Origin of the sequence: Paenibacillus sp. SZ31, assembly GCF_012912005.1 — a bacterium.
In the GTDB taxonomy this organism is placed as follows: domain Bacteria; phylum Bacillota; class Bacilli; order Paenibacillales; family Paenibacillaceae; genus Paenibacillus.
Genome location: NZ_JABBEA010000001.1, coordinates 722,069 through 734,988, shown reverse-complemented (window position 1 = coordinate 734,988; position 12,920 = coordinate 722,069). Strand labels below are relative to the sequence as shown.

Genomic DNA, 12,920 nt, shown 5'->3' with positions numbered 1-12,920 from the left:
AACACAAAATGCCTAAAATGAAAACACACAGCAGTTTGAAAGGACGCTTCAAAATTACCGGTTCCGGTAAAGTCCTTCGTTACAAAGCTCACAAAAACCACTTGCTTTCCCACAAATCCAAACGTGCTAAGCGCGTTCTGAACGGTAACCCAGTTATGGCTGCCGGGGATGTTAGACGTTTGAAACAAGGTTTGGCTAACTTGAAAGGCTAATTCTAATTAGTACATTCCGTATGGGGGATCGGCTACGGCCGTACACATACCACGGATACATTTATATTTATTTGGGAGGTTCTTTGATATGGCAAGAGTAAAAGGCGGTTTTGTAGTACGTCGTCGTCATAAAAAGGTTTTGAAACTGGCAAGAGGTTATTTCGGTTCCAAACACCGTATTTTTAAAACAGCTAACGAGCAAGTAATGAAATCCCTGGTATACGCATACCGTGACCGTCGCAACACGAAACGTAACTTCCGCAGACTGTGGATCGTTCGTATCAATGCTGCAGCACGTATGAATGGTTTGTCTTACAACAAACTGATCCATGGTTTGAAACTTGCTGGAGTAGACATGAACCGCAAAATGTTGGCTGATCTGGCCGTTAACGACATCAATGCGTTCAACTCTTTGGCTACTGTAGCTAAAGGCAAAATCAACGCTTAAATTGTATGATACAAGCCGCCGTACCTATATGGCGGCTTTTTTTACGGCTTGGAAGAAATCGAAGATGAATCTCTGAATGAGTAGAGCGAATAGGCTATAGTCTGCAAGGGAACAATGAAACCAGATAACTGGTGAATAACAAACCATGGGAATACATAAAATACGAACGGTGAAATAATACAAACGAAAACAGGTGAATTCCATACATCACTAAAGTTTGCGGTATGTTTTTGTTATATAACATCACATCGCTGTAACGTTAGTGTGTTAAATCGCTAAATTATTAAGCGTTTTCAATAAAAAAAGAACAAAAATATGTGATATTTGGTGATGAAACATCTGGATTTTAACACTGGTTGATTGTATAATCACCTCTAGTAGGCTAGTCCTAATTTTTCTCTCCATGTCATAATGTTCGGTTTTTCGACAGATGATTGGATGCTTCAAGGGTGAGAATGCGCTTTTAATGTCGAAGAAACCATACATTCTGCATAAAAGTCATTCCTGCTATCTGTTAACCGTTCAATTGTAGGCTGGATTGGAATGAGGATATATCATTAAGGGGGAAAAAGAGAAATGAAAAAGATGCTCAGCTTGTCTTTGGTAATGTTGCTGGCGGTATCGGTTATGCTCGCAGGTTGCGGTAGCAAACCGAAAGAAGAAACAAATGCCGGAGGAGATACAGGTGGCACATCCACTGAAGCGAAATCCGATCTCAACATCGGTATGGTTACTGACGTAGGTGGAGTTAATGACAAATCCTTTAACCAATCCGCTTGGGAAGCTCTACAAGCGACTGAAACAGAAACAGGTACTGCAGTTAAATATCTGCAAAGTAAATCCGATGAAGAGTACATTCCTAACCTGAACGAATTCGTTAAAGGTGGATATGACCTGACTTGGGGTATTGGTTTCCAATTGGCTGATGCAATCAAGACTGTTGCGGAGCAAAATCCTGATGCTAAACTCGCGATCATTGACAGCGTAGTTGATGTTCCTAACGTTAAATCCGTAACATTTGCTGAAGAAGAAGGATCTTTCTTGGTTGGTGTTGTTGCCGGTCTGACAACAAAAACGAACAAAATTGGTTTTGTAGGCGGTATGGAAAGCCCACTGATCAAAAAGTTTGAAGTAGGATTCAGAGAAGGCGTTAAAGCAGTTAACCCTGATGCTCAATTCATTTCTAACTACACAGGTGCTTTTGATAAACCTGACTTGGGTAAAGCAGCAGCAGCAACACTTTACAATGAAGGCGTAGATATTATCTTCCACGCTTCTGGCGCAACAGGTAACGGTGTGTTTAACGAAGCAAGTGCTCGTAAGAAACAAGGTCAAGATGTATGGGTTATCGGTGTTGACAAAGACCAATCTCTTGAGTTTGGTGATGAGATCACTTTGACTTCCATGATCAAAAAAGTTGACGAAGCTGTTAAGCGCGTTAACCAAGAAGTAATCGACGGTACATTTGCTGGCGGTTCCGAAAACCTGACGTTGAAAGAAAACGGCGTAGGTATTGCTGATACTTCTACTGCGAACGTATCTGCTGATACACTTGCAAAAGTAGAAGAGTACAAAGAAAAAATCATCAGCGGCGAAATCAAAGTACCTACTGAGTAATTTGATCTTCGTGTCATAAAGAATAATCATTGGGGCCGGTCTTGACCGGCCTTATGATTGCAAGAACAGGAACATTTGATCAAGTCATCATAACAATTGTACAAGGTCACTGTATATCAACGCTCCGGTAGGAGCTTTTCTTTCGTTTGCGGAACCACACTATATCAGTTATAAGGGTGATTACATGGGTGCAGCAACCCCCGTCGTTGAGTTAAAACAAATTACGAAGCGTTTCCCAGGCATTGTTGCCAACGACGCCATCAGCCTTCAGCTTCGTAAAGGCGAGATCCATGCGCTACTGGGCGAAAATGGCGCTGGTAAGTCAACGTTGATGAATATTGTATTTGGTCTCTATCAGCCAGATGAAGGTTCCATTGAAGTGAATGGCAAGCCTGTCATCATCGACAGCCCTAACCGAGCGATCGATCTTGGCATCGGCATGGTGCATCAGCACTTTAAGCTTGTACAGCCGTTCACGGTAACAGAGAACATTATTTTGGGATCTGAACCAACGAAGGGTCTCAATATTAACTATAAAAAAGCAGCTGCTGAAGTTCAGCGTCTGTCCGAACAGTATGGACTTAAGGTAAATCCTCATGCCAAAATTCATGATATCTCTGTCGGAATGCAGCAACGTGTAGAGATTGTTAAAACGTTGTATCGCGGTGCAGATATTTTGATTTTTGACGAGCCTACAGCCGTATTGACTCCTCAAGAGATCAAAGAACTGATGACCATCATGAAGAAGCTCGTTGCCGAAGGCAAATCGATTATTCTGATCACGCACAAACTGAAAGAGATCATGGAAATCTCCGATACGGTAACGATTATCCGTCGGGGTAAAGTAATTGATTCGGTCAAAACATCGGAAACCAATCCGAATGAATTGGCAGAGAAGATGGTAGGTCGGAATGTCACATTCAAAGTGGACAAAAAACCGGCTACACCTGGAGCCAATGTGCTCGAAGTCAGCAAACTAACCGCCAAGAATAAAGAAGGCATTTCGGTTCTGAACCAACTTAACCTGAACGTACGTGCAGGAGAGATTGTCGGAATCGCAGGCGTGGATGGTAACGGTCAAAGTGAACTGATTGAAGCTCTTACCGGACTGCGTAAAGTAGAGAGCGGTTCGATTCTGTTGGAGGGCAAGGAGCTGTCCAATCATTCTCCGCGCCATATTTCGGAGTCGGGTGTAGCCCACATTCCAGAAGATCGACATAAACACGGACTTGTACTTGATTTTTCAGTGAGTGAAAATATCGTTCTGGAATCGTACTATAAGGCACCATACACCCGTAAAGGGTTCCTTAACTTCGATGCGATCAAAAAGCAGGCGAAGCGGCTTGTGGAGGCATTTGACGTGCGTACACCAAGCATCGAGACCAAAGCTCGTTCCTTGTCCGGAGGAAACCAGCAGAAGGCCATTATCGCCCGTGAGGTGGATAAAAACCCTGAACTGCTTATTGCTGCCCAACCAACGCGTGGTTTGGACGTAGGGGCTATTGAGTTCGTGCAAAAGCAACTGATTGCACAACGCGATCAAGGCAAGGCTGTTCTGCTGATTTCATTTGAGCTTGATGAGATTATCAATGTATCTGACCGAATTGCTGTTATCTATGAAGGCCAGATCGTTGGCGAGGTGCTGCCAGAAGAAACCAATGACAGGGAGCTCGGCTTGATGATGGCGGGCAGCACCCAAAAGAGAGGTACTGCGCATGAATAACGTATTGAAATGGTTTACCCGAGATTCATTTATTTTGCCTGTAGTCGCCATTGTTATGGGTCTGATTCTCGGTGGGGTTGTCATGCTGATCGGTGGTTACAATCCGATTGAAGCCTATGGCGCATTGTTCACCAAGGTATTTGGAGACATGTACAACTTTGGTGAAGCGGTACGTGAAATGACACCACTGATCATGACTGGACTTGCATTTGCATTTGCATCGCGTGCAGGGCTGTTCAACATCGGGGGAGAAGGTCAATTTCTCGTCGGTATGACCGCTGCAACATTTGTTGGTGTTAAGTTTGCAGGTTTGCCGATCTACCTCCATGCGCCACTGGCTTTGATTGCCGGTGCATTGTTTGGTGGTCTTTGGGCCGCGATTGCTGGTTATCTGAAAGCAGCACGTGGGGTCAATGAAGTTATCAGTAGTATCATGTTGAACTGGATTGGTCTGTATTTGGCCAATCTTATCGTTCGCCAATTCTTGCTGTTAAAAGGTGAGAATCGTTCCGTGAATATCAGCGAATCGGCTTCGATTAGTTTGACATGGCTCTCTGAACTGATGGGCAACTCCCGTGTGCACATGGGAACGCTGATTGCCATTGTGATGGCTGTGCTCTTTTATATCTATATGTGGAAAACAAAACAGGGTTATGAAATCCGGGCGGTAGGTTACAACCCTAATGCAGCTGAATATGCAGGTATGCATGTTAACCGGAATATCGTAAAAGCGATGTTCATCAGTGGTATGCTTGCAGGTCTTGGTGGTGCATTCCAGGTGCTCGGGGTGTTCCAGTACCAGACTGTAATGTCAGGTTCACCGGGAACAGGTTTTGACGGAATTGCGGTTGCCCTGATTGGTTTGAATCATCCGTTTGGGGTGTTATTGGGAGCAGTGCTGTTCGGTACCCTCACGTACGGATCTGCAGGTATGAGTTTTGCTGCGGATGTTCCGCCTGAGATTATTCGGATTGTGATCGGTTCGATTATCTTCTTTATTGCGGCACAAGGCATCGTGCGCTGGATACTTAAACCGTTCTATTCGAAGCGTAAGAAAGAGAAGGTGTTGTAGATGGACTTGTTGACAATTGGGCAAATTATCAATACGACGCTTGTCTTTGCTACGGCATTGATTTTTGCATCACTCGGCGGAATTTTTTCGGAAAAATCAGGTGTAACTAACCTTGGACTTGAAGGTTTTATGGTCTTTGGTGCCTTTGCAGCTGGAATCGGGGCGCATTATGCCCAAGAAGCGGGCATGGGTGGAACGACATCGGCCTGGATGGGGGTTTTGCTCGCGATTGTATTGGGCGTACTGGTATCGCTGATTCATGCCGTTGCGTCTATCACATTTAAGGCAGACCAGATTATCAGTGGTATCGTCATTAACTTTTTGGCAGCAGGAAGTACGTTGTACTTGGTTAAACTGTTGTTTGAAGGTTCTGGTGATTCACCGTTGGTTCAAGGCTTCAGCAAGTTTGATGTGCCATTGTTGAAAGAGATTCCTTTGCTTGGAGAAGCCTTCTTCAAGAACGTATATCCAACGACATATCTGGCTATTCTGTTCGTATTCCTAACGTATTACATCATGTTCAAAACGCCATTTGGTCTGCGCCTTCGTTCTGTAGGTGAACATCCAAGTGCGGCTGATACGGTTGGTGTTAAAGTGCTTCGTTATCGCTATATTGGCGTTATGATCAGTGGTGCGCTTGCGGCCATTGGTGGAGCTGCAATTACGTTGACGACTACGGGTACATTCTCACACAATACGGTTTCCGGCCAAGGTTATATTGCCATTGCAGCTATGATCTTTGGTAAGTGGAATCCGATTGGTGCCTTTGGTGCGGCTGTCTTCTTTGGATTCTCACAAGCGATCCGAAACTATGTACAGTTGTTTGAATGGTCACAAAGTATTCCCCAGGAAATTATTTTTATGTTGCCTTACCTGCTTACCATCATCGTTCTCGTTGCAGCGGTTGGACGTTCTTCGGCTCCGTCTGCACTCGGTGAAGCATATGATCCGGGTAAAAGGTAACAACCTTTTCCATATCAGTTTAGCTATTCAGAGTTTTGATAAAGGGTCCGCCTTGTGCGGGCCTTTTTTGTTTTCTTGAACGCCCATCGACTTTTACATGCTTAACTTGGTTCTCGTGCAGATACCCATATTTTCAGGTAGGGACAAAGAAACAGGCGAATTCAGTGATGGACGAATACACTGTTTTGAACGATCCGAGGAGGAGGGGAAAGTATGAAACAACAAGTTACGCGTGATGAAGCGATGAAATTAATAGGTAAAAATATTGTTGCAATCAAAAAAGACGGCACTCGGGTTACGGGAAAGCTGTTGAAAGTATCGGGCAACAAACTGGTACTGAAGCGTTTGAATGGCAAAAAAGTACGTACAAAAGCGATTCTGCCACTGGTATTGTTTGATCTGCTTGCTATTGCCACTCTGCCTTATGCTTATGGAGGTGGTCCCGGCTTCGGTCCCGGATATGGACCTGGACCAAAACCAGGCCCTGGATATGGTCCAGGCTACGGACCGGGATATGGACCTGGAGGACCTGGTGGCGGATTTGGACCGGGTCCTGGATTCGGCCCTTATGGTCCAGGTCCACGCCCACCAGGATTTTTCTAGGACATTCTATAATGTTTTTTCCAATTCGTAGCAACGGCTTATCATAATGTATCGAATCGCAATATATCCATTTTTTTGATAAAAATGAAGTCCTTTGGTATTGCCTTCATCCACCATAACTTTCGATCTTTTACACCCCCGAGACGCCGCAAAGCTCTCTGCTTTGAGCAACAAAGTTTGCCCATAACGTTTGCGTTGTTCTTTCGGACTAACAGCCATCATATCGACATAGAGCAATTCCCCATGCATGAGAAAATGGATGAATGCCACAGCAGCTTTGTCTGGCTCCGGCGAGACAACAAAGGTCATGCCCCTGTTCATTCGCAGGGGTATTTCTTTGCGGATTTTATTAATTTCCTTTTCGCTCATATGGGATAAAGGAACAAGTTGAGTGTCAATCAGCTTCATGATGGCGCCATCATCCAGCTTGGATGTGCGTTGCCGAATCACCATGCGGAGCCTCCTTTCAGGACCAGTCGTGCTGCTCGTATATCCTATGCCCGAAGCAAGATAAAAGGTGACTGAATGAAGCGCTGGGATTAGGGCAACCTTAAAGGCTGAAGAGGGAGGATGGAAGGTGCTCTGAATTTTTATGCAAAACAGGTATTGACTTATCGGTTAGAGGAATCATATAATGTTCCTAACATTTAACGAGAATATTTCATCGGCTATGAAGAGGACGAAGTTTTAAGGGCTCTTTTGCTCAGAGAGTGGCTGGAATTGCTGAAACCACCACCATTATCCCTTATATACGAGCTCACCTCGGAGCTGTTTTCCTGAAAAGCACTGGATGTCACTCCTTTCGCGTATTAGGGAAAATCGTATGTCTGCGTTACAGACAACAGGTATGGGAAACGACTATGTTCGTTTGAGCTATTCGTTTTGTTATACCTGGTAAGGTCCGTTATTGCGAAATTTCGGACAAAGTTGGGTGGTACCACGGAAGCGATAACCTTTCGTCCCTCGCAAGCATGAACTTGTTTGCAGGGGATGGAAGGTTTTTTTTGTAACTTTAAATGTCAGAATGGTGTAAATTCCGAGAGGAGGATGACTAATGGGAGCTCAAATTCCAGAAGTACGATCGACAGATGAATTACGTGAAAAATGGATGAAGCCGGAGGTCATTAGCGGTTCCGAGATTTTGCTGAGAAGCTTGTTGCTTGAAGGTGTGGATTGCGTATTTGGTTACCCGGGTGGCGCAGTGTTGTACATTTACGATGCAATGTATGGTTTCGAGGACTTCAAACACGTCTTAACCCGTCACGAACAAGGTGCAATTCATGCAGCTGACGGATATGCACGTGCAAGCGGCAAAGTCGGTGTTTGTATCGCTACCTCCGGGCCGGGAGCAACCAATCTGGTTACTGGAATAGCCACGGCATATATGGATTCCGTGCCGCTGGTTGTCATTACGGGAAATGTCAATTCCAGCCTGATTGGCTCGGATGCTTTCCAGGAAGCGGATATTACCGGGATTACAATGCCGATCACCAAACACAGCTATCTGGTAAAAGATGTTAAAGATTTGTCGAGTATCATTCATGAGGCATTCCATATTGCCAACACCGGCCGTAAAGGTCCTGTACTGATCGACATTCCGAAAGATGTCTCAGCCAACAAAACCTTGTTTGAACCGAGTACTGAACCTGTTACATTAAGAGGGTACAATCCACGGACAGTACCAAACAAACTGCAGGTTGACCGTTTGGCTCAGGCCATTCAGGAAGCAGAACGTCCAATGATTCTGGCCGGTGGCGGTGTGGTATACTCGGGAGGACATGAAGAACTGTTCGAGTTTGTTGAGAAGACAGGCATTCCAATTACGACAACCCTTCTGGGTCTTGGTGCATTCCCAAGTGGGCATGAACTATGGACAGGGATGCCGGGAATGCACGGAACATACACATCTAACCTGGCCATCCAACAGTCGGATCTGCTGATTAACATCGGGGCACGATTCGATGATCGGGTAACAGGTAAGCTGGACGGATTCGCTCCACATGCCAAAATCGTTCATATCGATATTGATCCGGCTGAGATTGGTAAAAACATTGCAACCGATATTCCAATCGTTGGTGATGTGAAGACGGTGCTTGAAATAGCCAACAAAGAAGTTGGACGTGCAGAGCGTGCAGATGCATGGAGAGACCAGATCAAGCAGTGGAAACAAGAGAAGCCTTACAGCTATAAGGATTCAGACGAAGTGCTGAAACCGCAGTGGGTTGTTGAAATGTTGAATGATACAACCAAAGGTGAAGCGATTGTGACTACGGATGTGGGACAACATCAGATGTGGGCGGCACAATATTACAAGTTTAATCAACCACGTTCATGGGTAACTTCGGGTGGTCTCGGAACGATGGGCTTTGGATTCCCTTCTGCCATTGGTGCTCAGATGGCCAATCCGGACAGACTCGTTATCTCCATTAACGGTGATGGCGGAATGCAGATGTGTTCCCAAGAACTCGCAATCTGTGCCATTAACAATATACCGGTAAAAATTGTGATCATTAACAATCAGGTACTCGGAATGGTTCGCCAATGGCAGGAACTCATCTATGAGAACCGTTACAGCCACATTGATCTGGCAGGAAGTCCGGATTTTGTAAAACTGGCTGAAGCATATGGCGTGAAAGGATTGCGTGCAACGAATAAAGAAGAAGCGGCGCGTGCTTGGCAGGAAGCTCTGGATACACCAGGACCAGTCGTTGTCGAATTCGTAGTACGCAAGGATGAAAATGTGTATCCAATGGTTCCGCAGGGAGCAACAATTGATCAAATGTTGATGGGGGATGCTGAGGAATGATTAGACATACGATTTCAATATTGGTAAACGATCAGCCAGGCGTCCTTCAGCGTGTATCAGGGTTGTTCGGTCGACGCGGATTTAACATTGAGAGTATTACAGTAGGTCAATCGGAAGAACCCGGACTCTCCCGGATGGTAATTGTCACCATTGGTGACGATAAAACGCTGGAGCAGATTGAGAAACAACTGTACAAAATCATCGATGTCATTAAAGTGGTTGATTTCAGCCTGAAACCGATGGTAGCTCGTGAACTTGCATTGATTAAGGTAAAAGCTGAGCCTTCCGAACGTCCAGAAATTCTGGGTGTGGTTGAAACATTCCGCGCATCTGTTGTAGATGTTGGTCCAGGCAGCCTGATTGTTCAGGTAGTCGGAGATACGGATAAAATTGATGCGATGATTGAATTGCTCAAGCCATACGGCATTCGCGAATTATCTCGTACAGGTATAACTGCATTGGTACGCGGCAACGTATAAGGTTATAATGAATAAAAAGGGGCGACGGTTAGCTAACATATATAGTTGATCTTATGTGAGAGTGTCAGTCCCTTAACAGTTGTAATGTAACATTTTAGTGATGTAACGCTTGAAAATATAGCTACATTCCCGCATTAATGGGCGGGTGTCTGAACGGATCGGATCAGACCTGAGACGCTTTCGACACACCAAGCGAGCCGGTCCATTGAGACACCCGCTCATTAATGAAGGGTTCTTTACAATACAAAGGAGGACTTATAAACATGCCAGTAACTACTTATTATGAACAGGATGCAGAGCTTAACGTATTGAAAGGAAAAACGATCGCGGTAATCGGTTATGGTAGCCAGGGCCATGCCCAAGCCCAAAACCTTCGTGATAGCGGATTGAACGTAGTCATCGGACTTCGTGAAGGTAAATCCTTCGACACTGCAAAAAATGACGGATTTGAAGTTCTGTCCCCGGCTGAAGCAACAAGCCGCGCAGATGTAGTTCAAATCTTGCTGCCTGACGAAACGCAAGCTTCTGTATACAAAAACGAAATCGAACCAAACCTCAAAGAAGGCGCTGCATTGCTCTTCTCACACGGTTTCAACGTTCATTTCGGTCAAATCGTTGCTCCAAAAAACAGTGATGTATTGCTGGTAGCTCCTAAATCCCCTGGTCACATGGTACGTCGTACTTATGTGGAAGGTTTTGGTGTACCGGGCCTGATCGCGATCGAGCAAGATGCAACGGGTAAAGCTAAAGAAATCGGTTTGGCTTATGCTAAAGGTATCGGTTGTACACGCGCAGGGGTTATCGAAACTTCCTTCCGTGAAGAAACAGAAACAGATTTGTTCGGTGAGCAAGCGGTTCTGTGTGGTGGCGTGAGTGCGTTGGTAAAAGCTGGATTCGAAACATTGACAGAAGCGGGTTATGCTCCTGAAATGGCATACTTCGAATGTCTGCACGAACTGAAGCTGATCGTTGACATGATGTATGAAGGCGGACTTTCAAGCATGCGTGATTCCATCAGTAACACAGCTGAGTACGGTGACTATGTAACTGGACCTCGCGTGGTAACTGAAGATACGAAGAAAGCAATGAAAGAAGTGCTGACGGATATCCAACAAGGTAAATTCGCACGCGACTTTATCCTGGAGAACCAATCCGGACGTGCATTCTTGACAGCTACTCGTCGTAACGAAGCTGAACACCCAATCGAAGTGGTTGGCGGACAATTGCGTGAGATGATGCACTGGATCAAGAAGTAAGCATTAACTTTTAAAACATGCACTTTAAGGTATTTAAGTAAAATTAGAGCTTTAACTGGGAATAGCGGCCGTGCTTATGCGTGAGCCGCTATTGCTGGTTCAGAGAAACAATATAATACAAGTACAGGAGGTGCGAAGCGTGCGTAAAATCTATGTATTTGACACAACGCTGCGTGATGGAGAGCAATCCCCGGGAGTCAATCTGAACACTCGTGAAAAGGTGGAAATTGCCCATCAGCTCGAGCGGCTTGGCATTGACCGGATGGAAGCTGGTTTCCCGGCGGCATCTCCAGGTGACCTGGCAGCTGTCAATGCAGTCGCAAATGCGGTCAAAAATGTGACCGTAATTGGCTTGTCCCGTTCCAGAGAGCAAGATATTGATGCGGTTAAGGAAGCACTTAAAGGTGCACAGGATCCGTGCATTCACGTTTTCCTGGCAACTTCACCTATTCACCGCCAACATAAATTGCGTATGGACAAAGCGCAAGTACTGGATACAGCTCGTTCCGCAATTCGTTATGCGAAGAAAACATTCTCGAAGATCGAATTCTCACTTGAGGATGCAGGTCGTACCGAGTATGATTTCCTCGTAGAAATGGTGAATATGGCTGTTGAAGAGGGTGCGGCTGTGGTGAATATTCCGGATACAGTCGGCTACCTGAGCCCATATGAATACGGAAACATTTTCAAACATCTCAAGGAGAATGTGCACGGTATTGAAAAGGTACAGCTGAGTGCCCACTGTCATAATGACTTGGGTATGGCGACAGCCAACACACTTGCAGCCATTCTCAACGGAGCCGATCAGATCGAAGGTACGATCAATGGCATTGGTGAACGTGCTGGGAACACGGCGATCGAAGAGATTGCTATGGCGCTGGAGACACGTCAGGAATTTTTCCAGGCAAAAACATCGTTGCAGTTGTCTGAGATTGCACGGACCAGTCGTCTGGTTAGCCGTTTGACAGGTATGGTTGTACCTGGAAACAAAGCCATTGTTGGAGCAAACGCCTTCGCACATGAATCCGGTATTCACCAGGATGGTATGTTGAAGGAAAAAACCACGTACGAGATCATGACTCCAGAGTCCATCGGTTTGAAAGAAAGCAAGCTCGTACTGGGTAAACATTCCGGTCGTCATGCGTTCCGTGAGCGGTTGATTGATCTGGGATATGAGCTGGAAGAAGAAGCGTTGAATCGCGCTTTTGCCCAGTTCAAAGATCTGGCTGATAAGAAGAAAGAAGTGACTGACGAAGATCTGCTGGCGGTAATTGAAGAGAAATTGCAGGATGCACCTGAGGTGTATAAACTGGAATCGATTTTCGTTACGTACGGAGATGAATCGGTACCAACGGCCAAAGTTCGCATTGCGACGCTTGACGGGGATACGGTTGAGAAGCAAGCAGAGGGTAATGGATCGGTAGATGCAATCTACAATGCGATTGATCAGGTGAGTGGGGAAGAGGTAACATTGTCTGACTATTCTATCAAATCGGTAACGCACGGTAAGGATGCATTGGGTGAAGTACATGTTGTGCTGACTCAAAATCAGGTTTCGGTACAAGGACGTGGCGTGAGCACGGATATACTGGGTGCAAGTGCACGTGCCTATGTGGACGGTCTGAACCAATTGATTGAGAAACGCAAAACATATACGAACCGTGTAAACGTGAACCTGTAAGTTCCGGTGCAGTAAGCACGAATCCTTCATTGAACTGAATTTCAAGCTGGAACGCATGTA

Annotated in this window: 12 protein-coding genes; 11 read left to right on the top strand and 1 reads right to left on the bottom strand. The window is 45.4% G+C overall.

Going from position 1 to position 12,920, the window contains the following annotated elements; all coding sequences use genetic code 11:
* Nucleotides 1–8 precede the first annotated feature (8 nt).
* The 7 genes from rpmI (at nt 9) to HF638_RS03300 (ending at nt 6,638) form a co-directional block, all read left to right on the top strand.
* On the top strand, nt 9–212 hold the full coding sequence (gene rpmI / locus HF638_RS03330; RefSeq protein ID WP_017689665.1) for a 50S ribosomal protein L35: 204 nt from the start codon (nt 9–11) through the stop codon (nt 210–212).
* Nucleotides 213–300: 88 nt separating this feature from the next.
* Entirely contained in the window at nt 301–660 is a 360-nt protein-coding gene (rplT, locus tag HF638_RS03325) for a 50S ribosomal protein L20 (protein ID WP_017689664.1), read from the top strand.
* 576 nt (nt 661–1,236) lie between these two features.
* Complete coding sequence (locus HF638_RS03320; RefSeq protein ID WP_169478870.1) at nt 1,237–2,277, top strand: BMP family lipoprotein; 1,041 nt, start codon at nt 1,237–1,239, stop codon at nt 2,275–2,277.
* 184 nt (nt 2,278–2,461) lie between these two features.
* Complete coding sequence (locus HF638_RS03315; protein ID WP_169478868.1) at nt 2,462–4,000, top strand: ABC transporter ATP-binding protein; 1,539 nt, start codon at nt 2,462–2,464, stop codon at nt 3,998–4,000.
* Nucleotides 3,993–5,072, top strand: coding sequence for an ABC transporter permease (locus tag HF638_RS03310; RefSeq protein ID WP_169478866.1), 1,080 nt, complete (start codon nt 3,993–3,995; stop codon nt 5,070–5,072). The genes HF638_RS03315 and HF638_RS03310 overlap by 8 nt, the downstream gene beginning before the upstream one ends.
* Nucleotides 5,073–6,035 (top strand): ABC transporter permease, encoded by a 963-nt coding sequence (locus tag HF638_RS03305; protein WP_169478864.1) that lies wholly within the window; start codon nt 5,073–5,075, stop codon nt 6,033–6,035. It begins immediately after the preceding gene.
* A 213-nt stretch (nt 6,036–6,248) separates the two neighbouring features.
* The gene (locus tag HF638_RS03300) at nt 6,249–6,638 is read left to right on the top strand and encodes a hypothetical protein (protein WP_076330250.1); all 390 of its coding nucleotides are present in this window, start codon (nt 6,249–6,251) and stop codon (nt 6,636–6,638) included.
* Nucleotides 6,639–6,644: 6 nt separating this feature from the next.
* Here HF638_RS03300 and HF638_RS03295 read toward each other — a convergent pair whose 3' ends face one another.
* Nucleotides 6,645–7,088 (bottom strand): GNAT family N-acetyltransferase, encoded by a 444-nt coding sequence (locus tag HF638_RS03295; protein ID WP_481856130.1) that lies wholly within the window; start codon nt 7,086–7,088, stop codon nt 6,645–6,647.
* Between the two features lie 604 nt (nt 7,089–7,692).
* Between HF638_RS03295 and ilvB the strand changes: the two genes are divergently transcribed.
* From ilvB to HF638_RS03275, 4 genes are all read left to right on the top strand, one after another.
* A complete protein-coding gene (gene ilvB, locus HF638_RS03290; RefSeq protein WP_169478860.1) occupies nt 7,693–9,444 on the top strand; it encodes a biosynthetic-type acetolactate synthase large subunit in 1,752 nt (583 codons plus the stop codon).
* Nucleotides 9,441–9,923: an acetolactate synthase small subunit gene (ilvN, locus tag HF638_RS03285; RefSeq protein WP_024628317.1), complete on the top strand. Its 483-nt coding sequence runs from the start codon at nt 9,441–9,443 to the stop codon at nt 9,921–9,923. The genes ilvB and ilvN overlap by 4 nt, the downstream gene beginning before the upstream one ends.
* Nucleotides 9,924–10,186: 263 nt before the next feature.
* The gene (ilvC, locus tag HF638_RS03280) at nt 10,187–11,179 is read left to right on the top strand and encodes a ketol-acid reductoisomerase (RefSeq protein WP_036669754.1); all 993 of its coding nucleotides are present in this window, start codon (nt 10,187–10,189) and stop codon (nt 11,177–11,179) included.
* A 139-nt stretch (nt 11,180–11,318) separates the two neighbouring features.
* Nucleotides 11,319–12,860, top strand: coding sequence for a 2-isopropylmalate synthase (locus tag HF638_RS03275; protein ID WP_169478858.1), 1,542 nt, complete (start codon nt 11,319–11,321; stop codon nt 12,858–12,860).
* The last annotated feature ends 60 nt before the right edge of the window (nt 12,861–12,920 follow it).

Bases quoted from the DNA above. Each gene is read 5' to 3' on its own strand.
- rpmI (WP_017689665.1), top strand. From the start codon at position 9: ATGCCTAAAATGAAAACACACAGCAGTTTGAAAGGACGCTTCAAAATT.
- HF638_RS03305 (WP_169478864.1), top strand. From the start codon at position 5,073: ATGGACTTGTTGACAATTGGGCAAATTATCAATACGACGCTTGTCTTT.
- HF638_RS03315 (WP_169478868.1), top strand. From the start codon at position 2,462: ATGGGTGCAGCAACCCCCGTCGTTGAGTTAAAACAAATTACGAAGCGT.
- ilvB (WP_169478860.1), top strand. From the start codon at position 7,693: ATGGGAGCTCAAATTCCAGAAGTACGATCGACAGATGAATTACGTGAA.
- HF638_RS03320 (WP_169478870.1), top strand. From the start codon at position 1,237: ATGAAAAAGATGCTCAGCTTGTCTTTGGTAATGTTGCTGGCGGTATCG.
- rplT (WP_017689664.1), top strand. From the start codon at position 301: ATGGCAAGAGTAAAAGGCGGTTTTGTAGTACGTCGTCGTCATAAAAAG.
- HF638_RS03300 (WP_076330250.1), top strand. From the start codon at position 6,249: ATGAAACAACAAGTTACGCGTGATGAAGCGATGAAATTAATAGGTAAA.
- ilvN (WP_024628317.1), top strand. From the start codon at position 9,441: ATGATTAGACATACGATTTCAATATTGGTAAACGATCAGCCAGGCGTC.
- ilvC (WP_036669754.1), top strand. From the start codon at position 10,187: ATGCCAGTAACTACTTATTATGAACAGGATGCAGAGCTTAACGTATTG.
- HF638_RS03310 (WP_169478866.1), top strand. From the start codon at position 3,993: ATGAATAACGTATTGAAATGGTTTACCCGAGATTCATTTATTTTGCCT.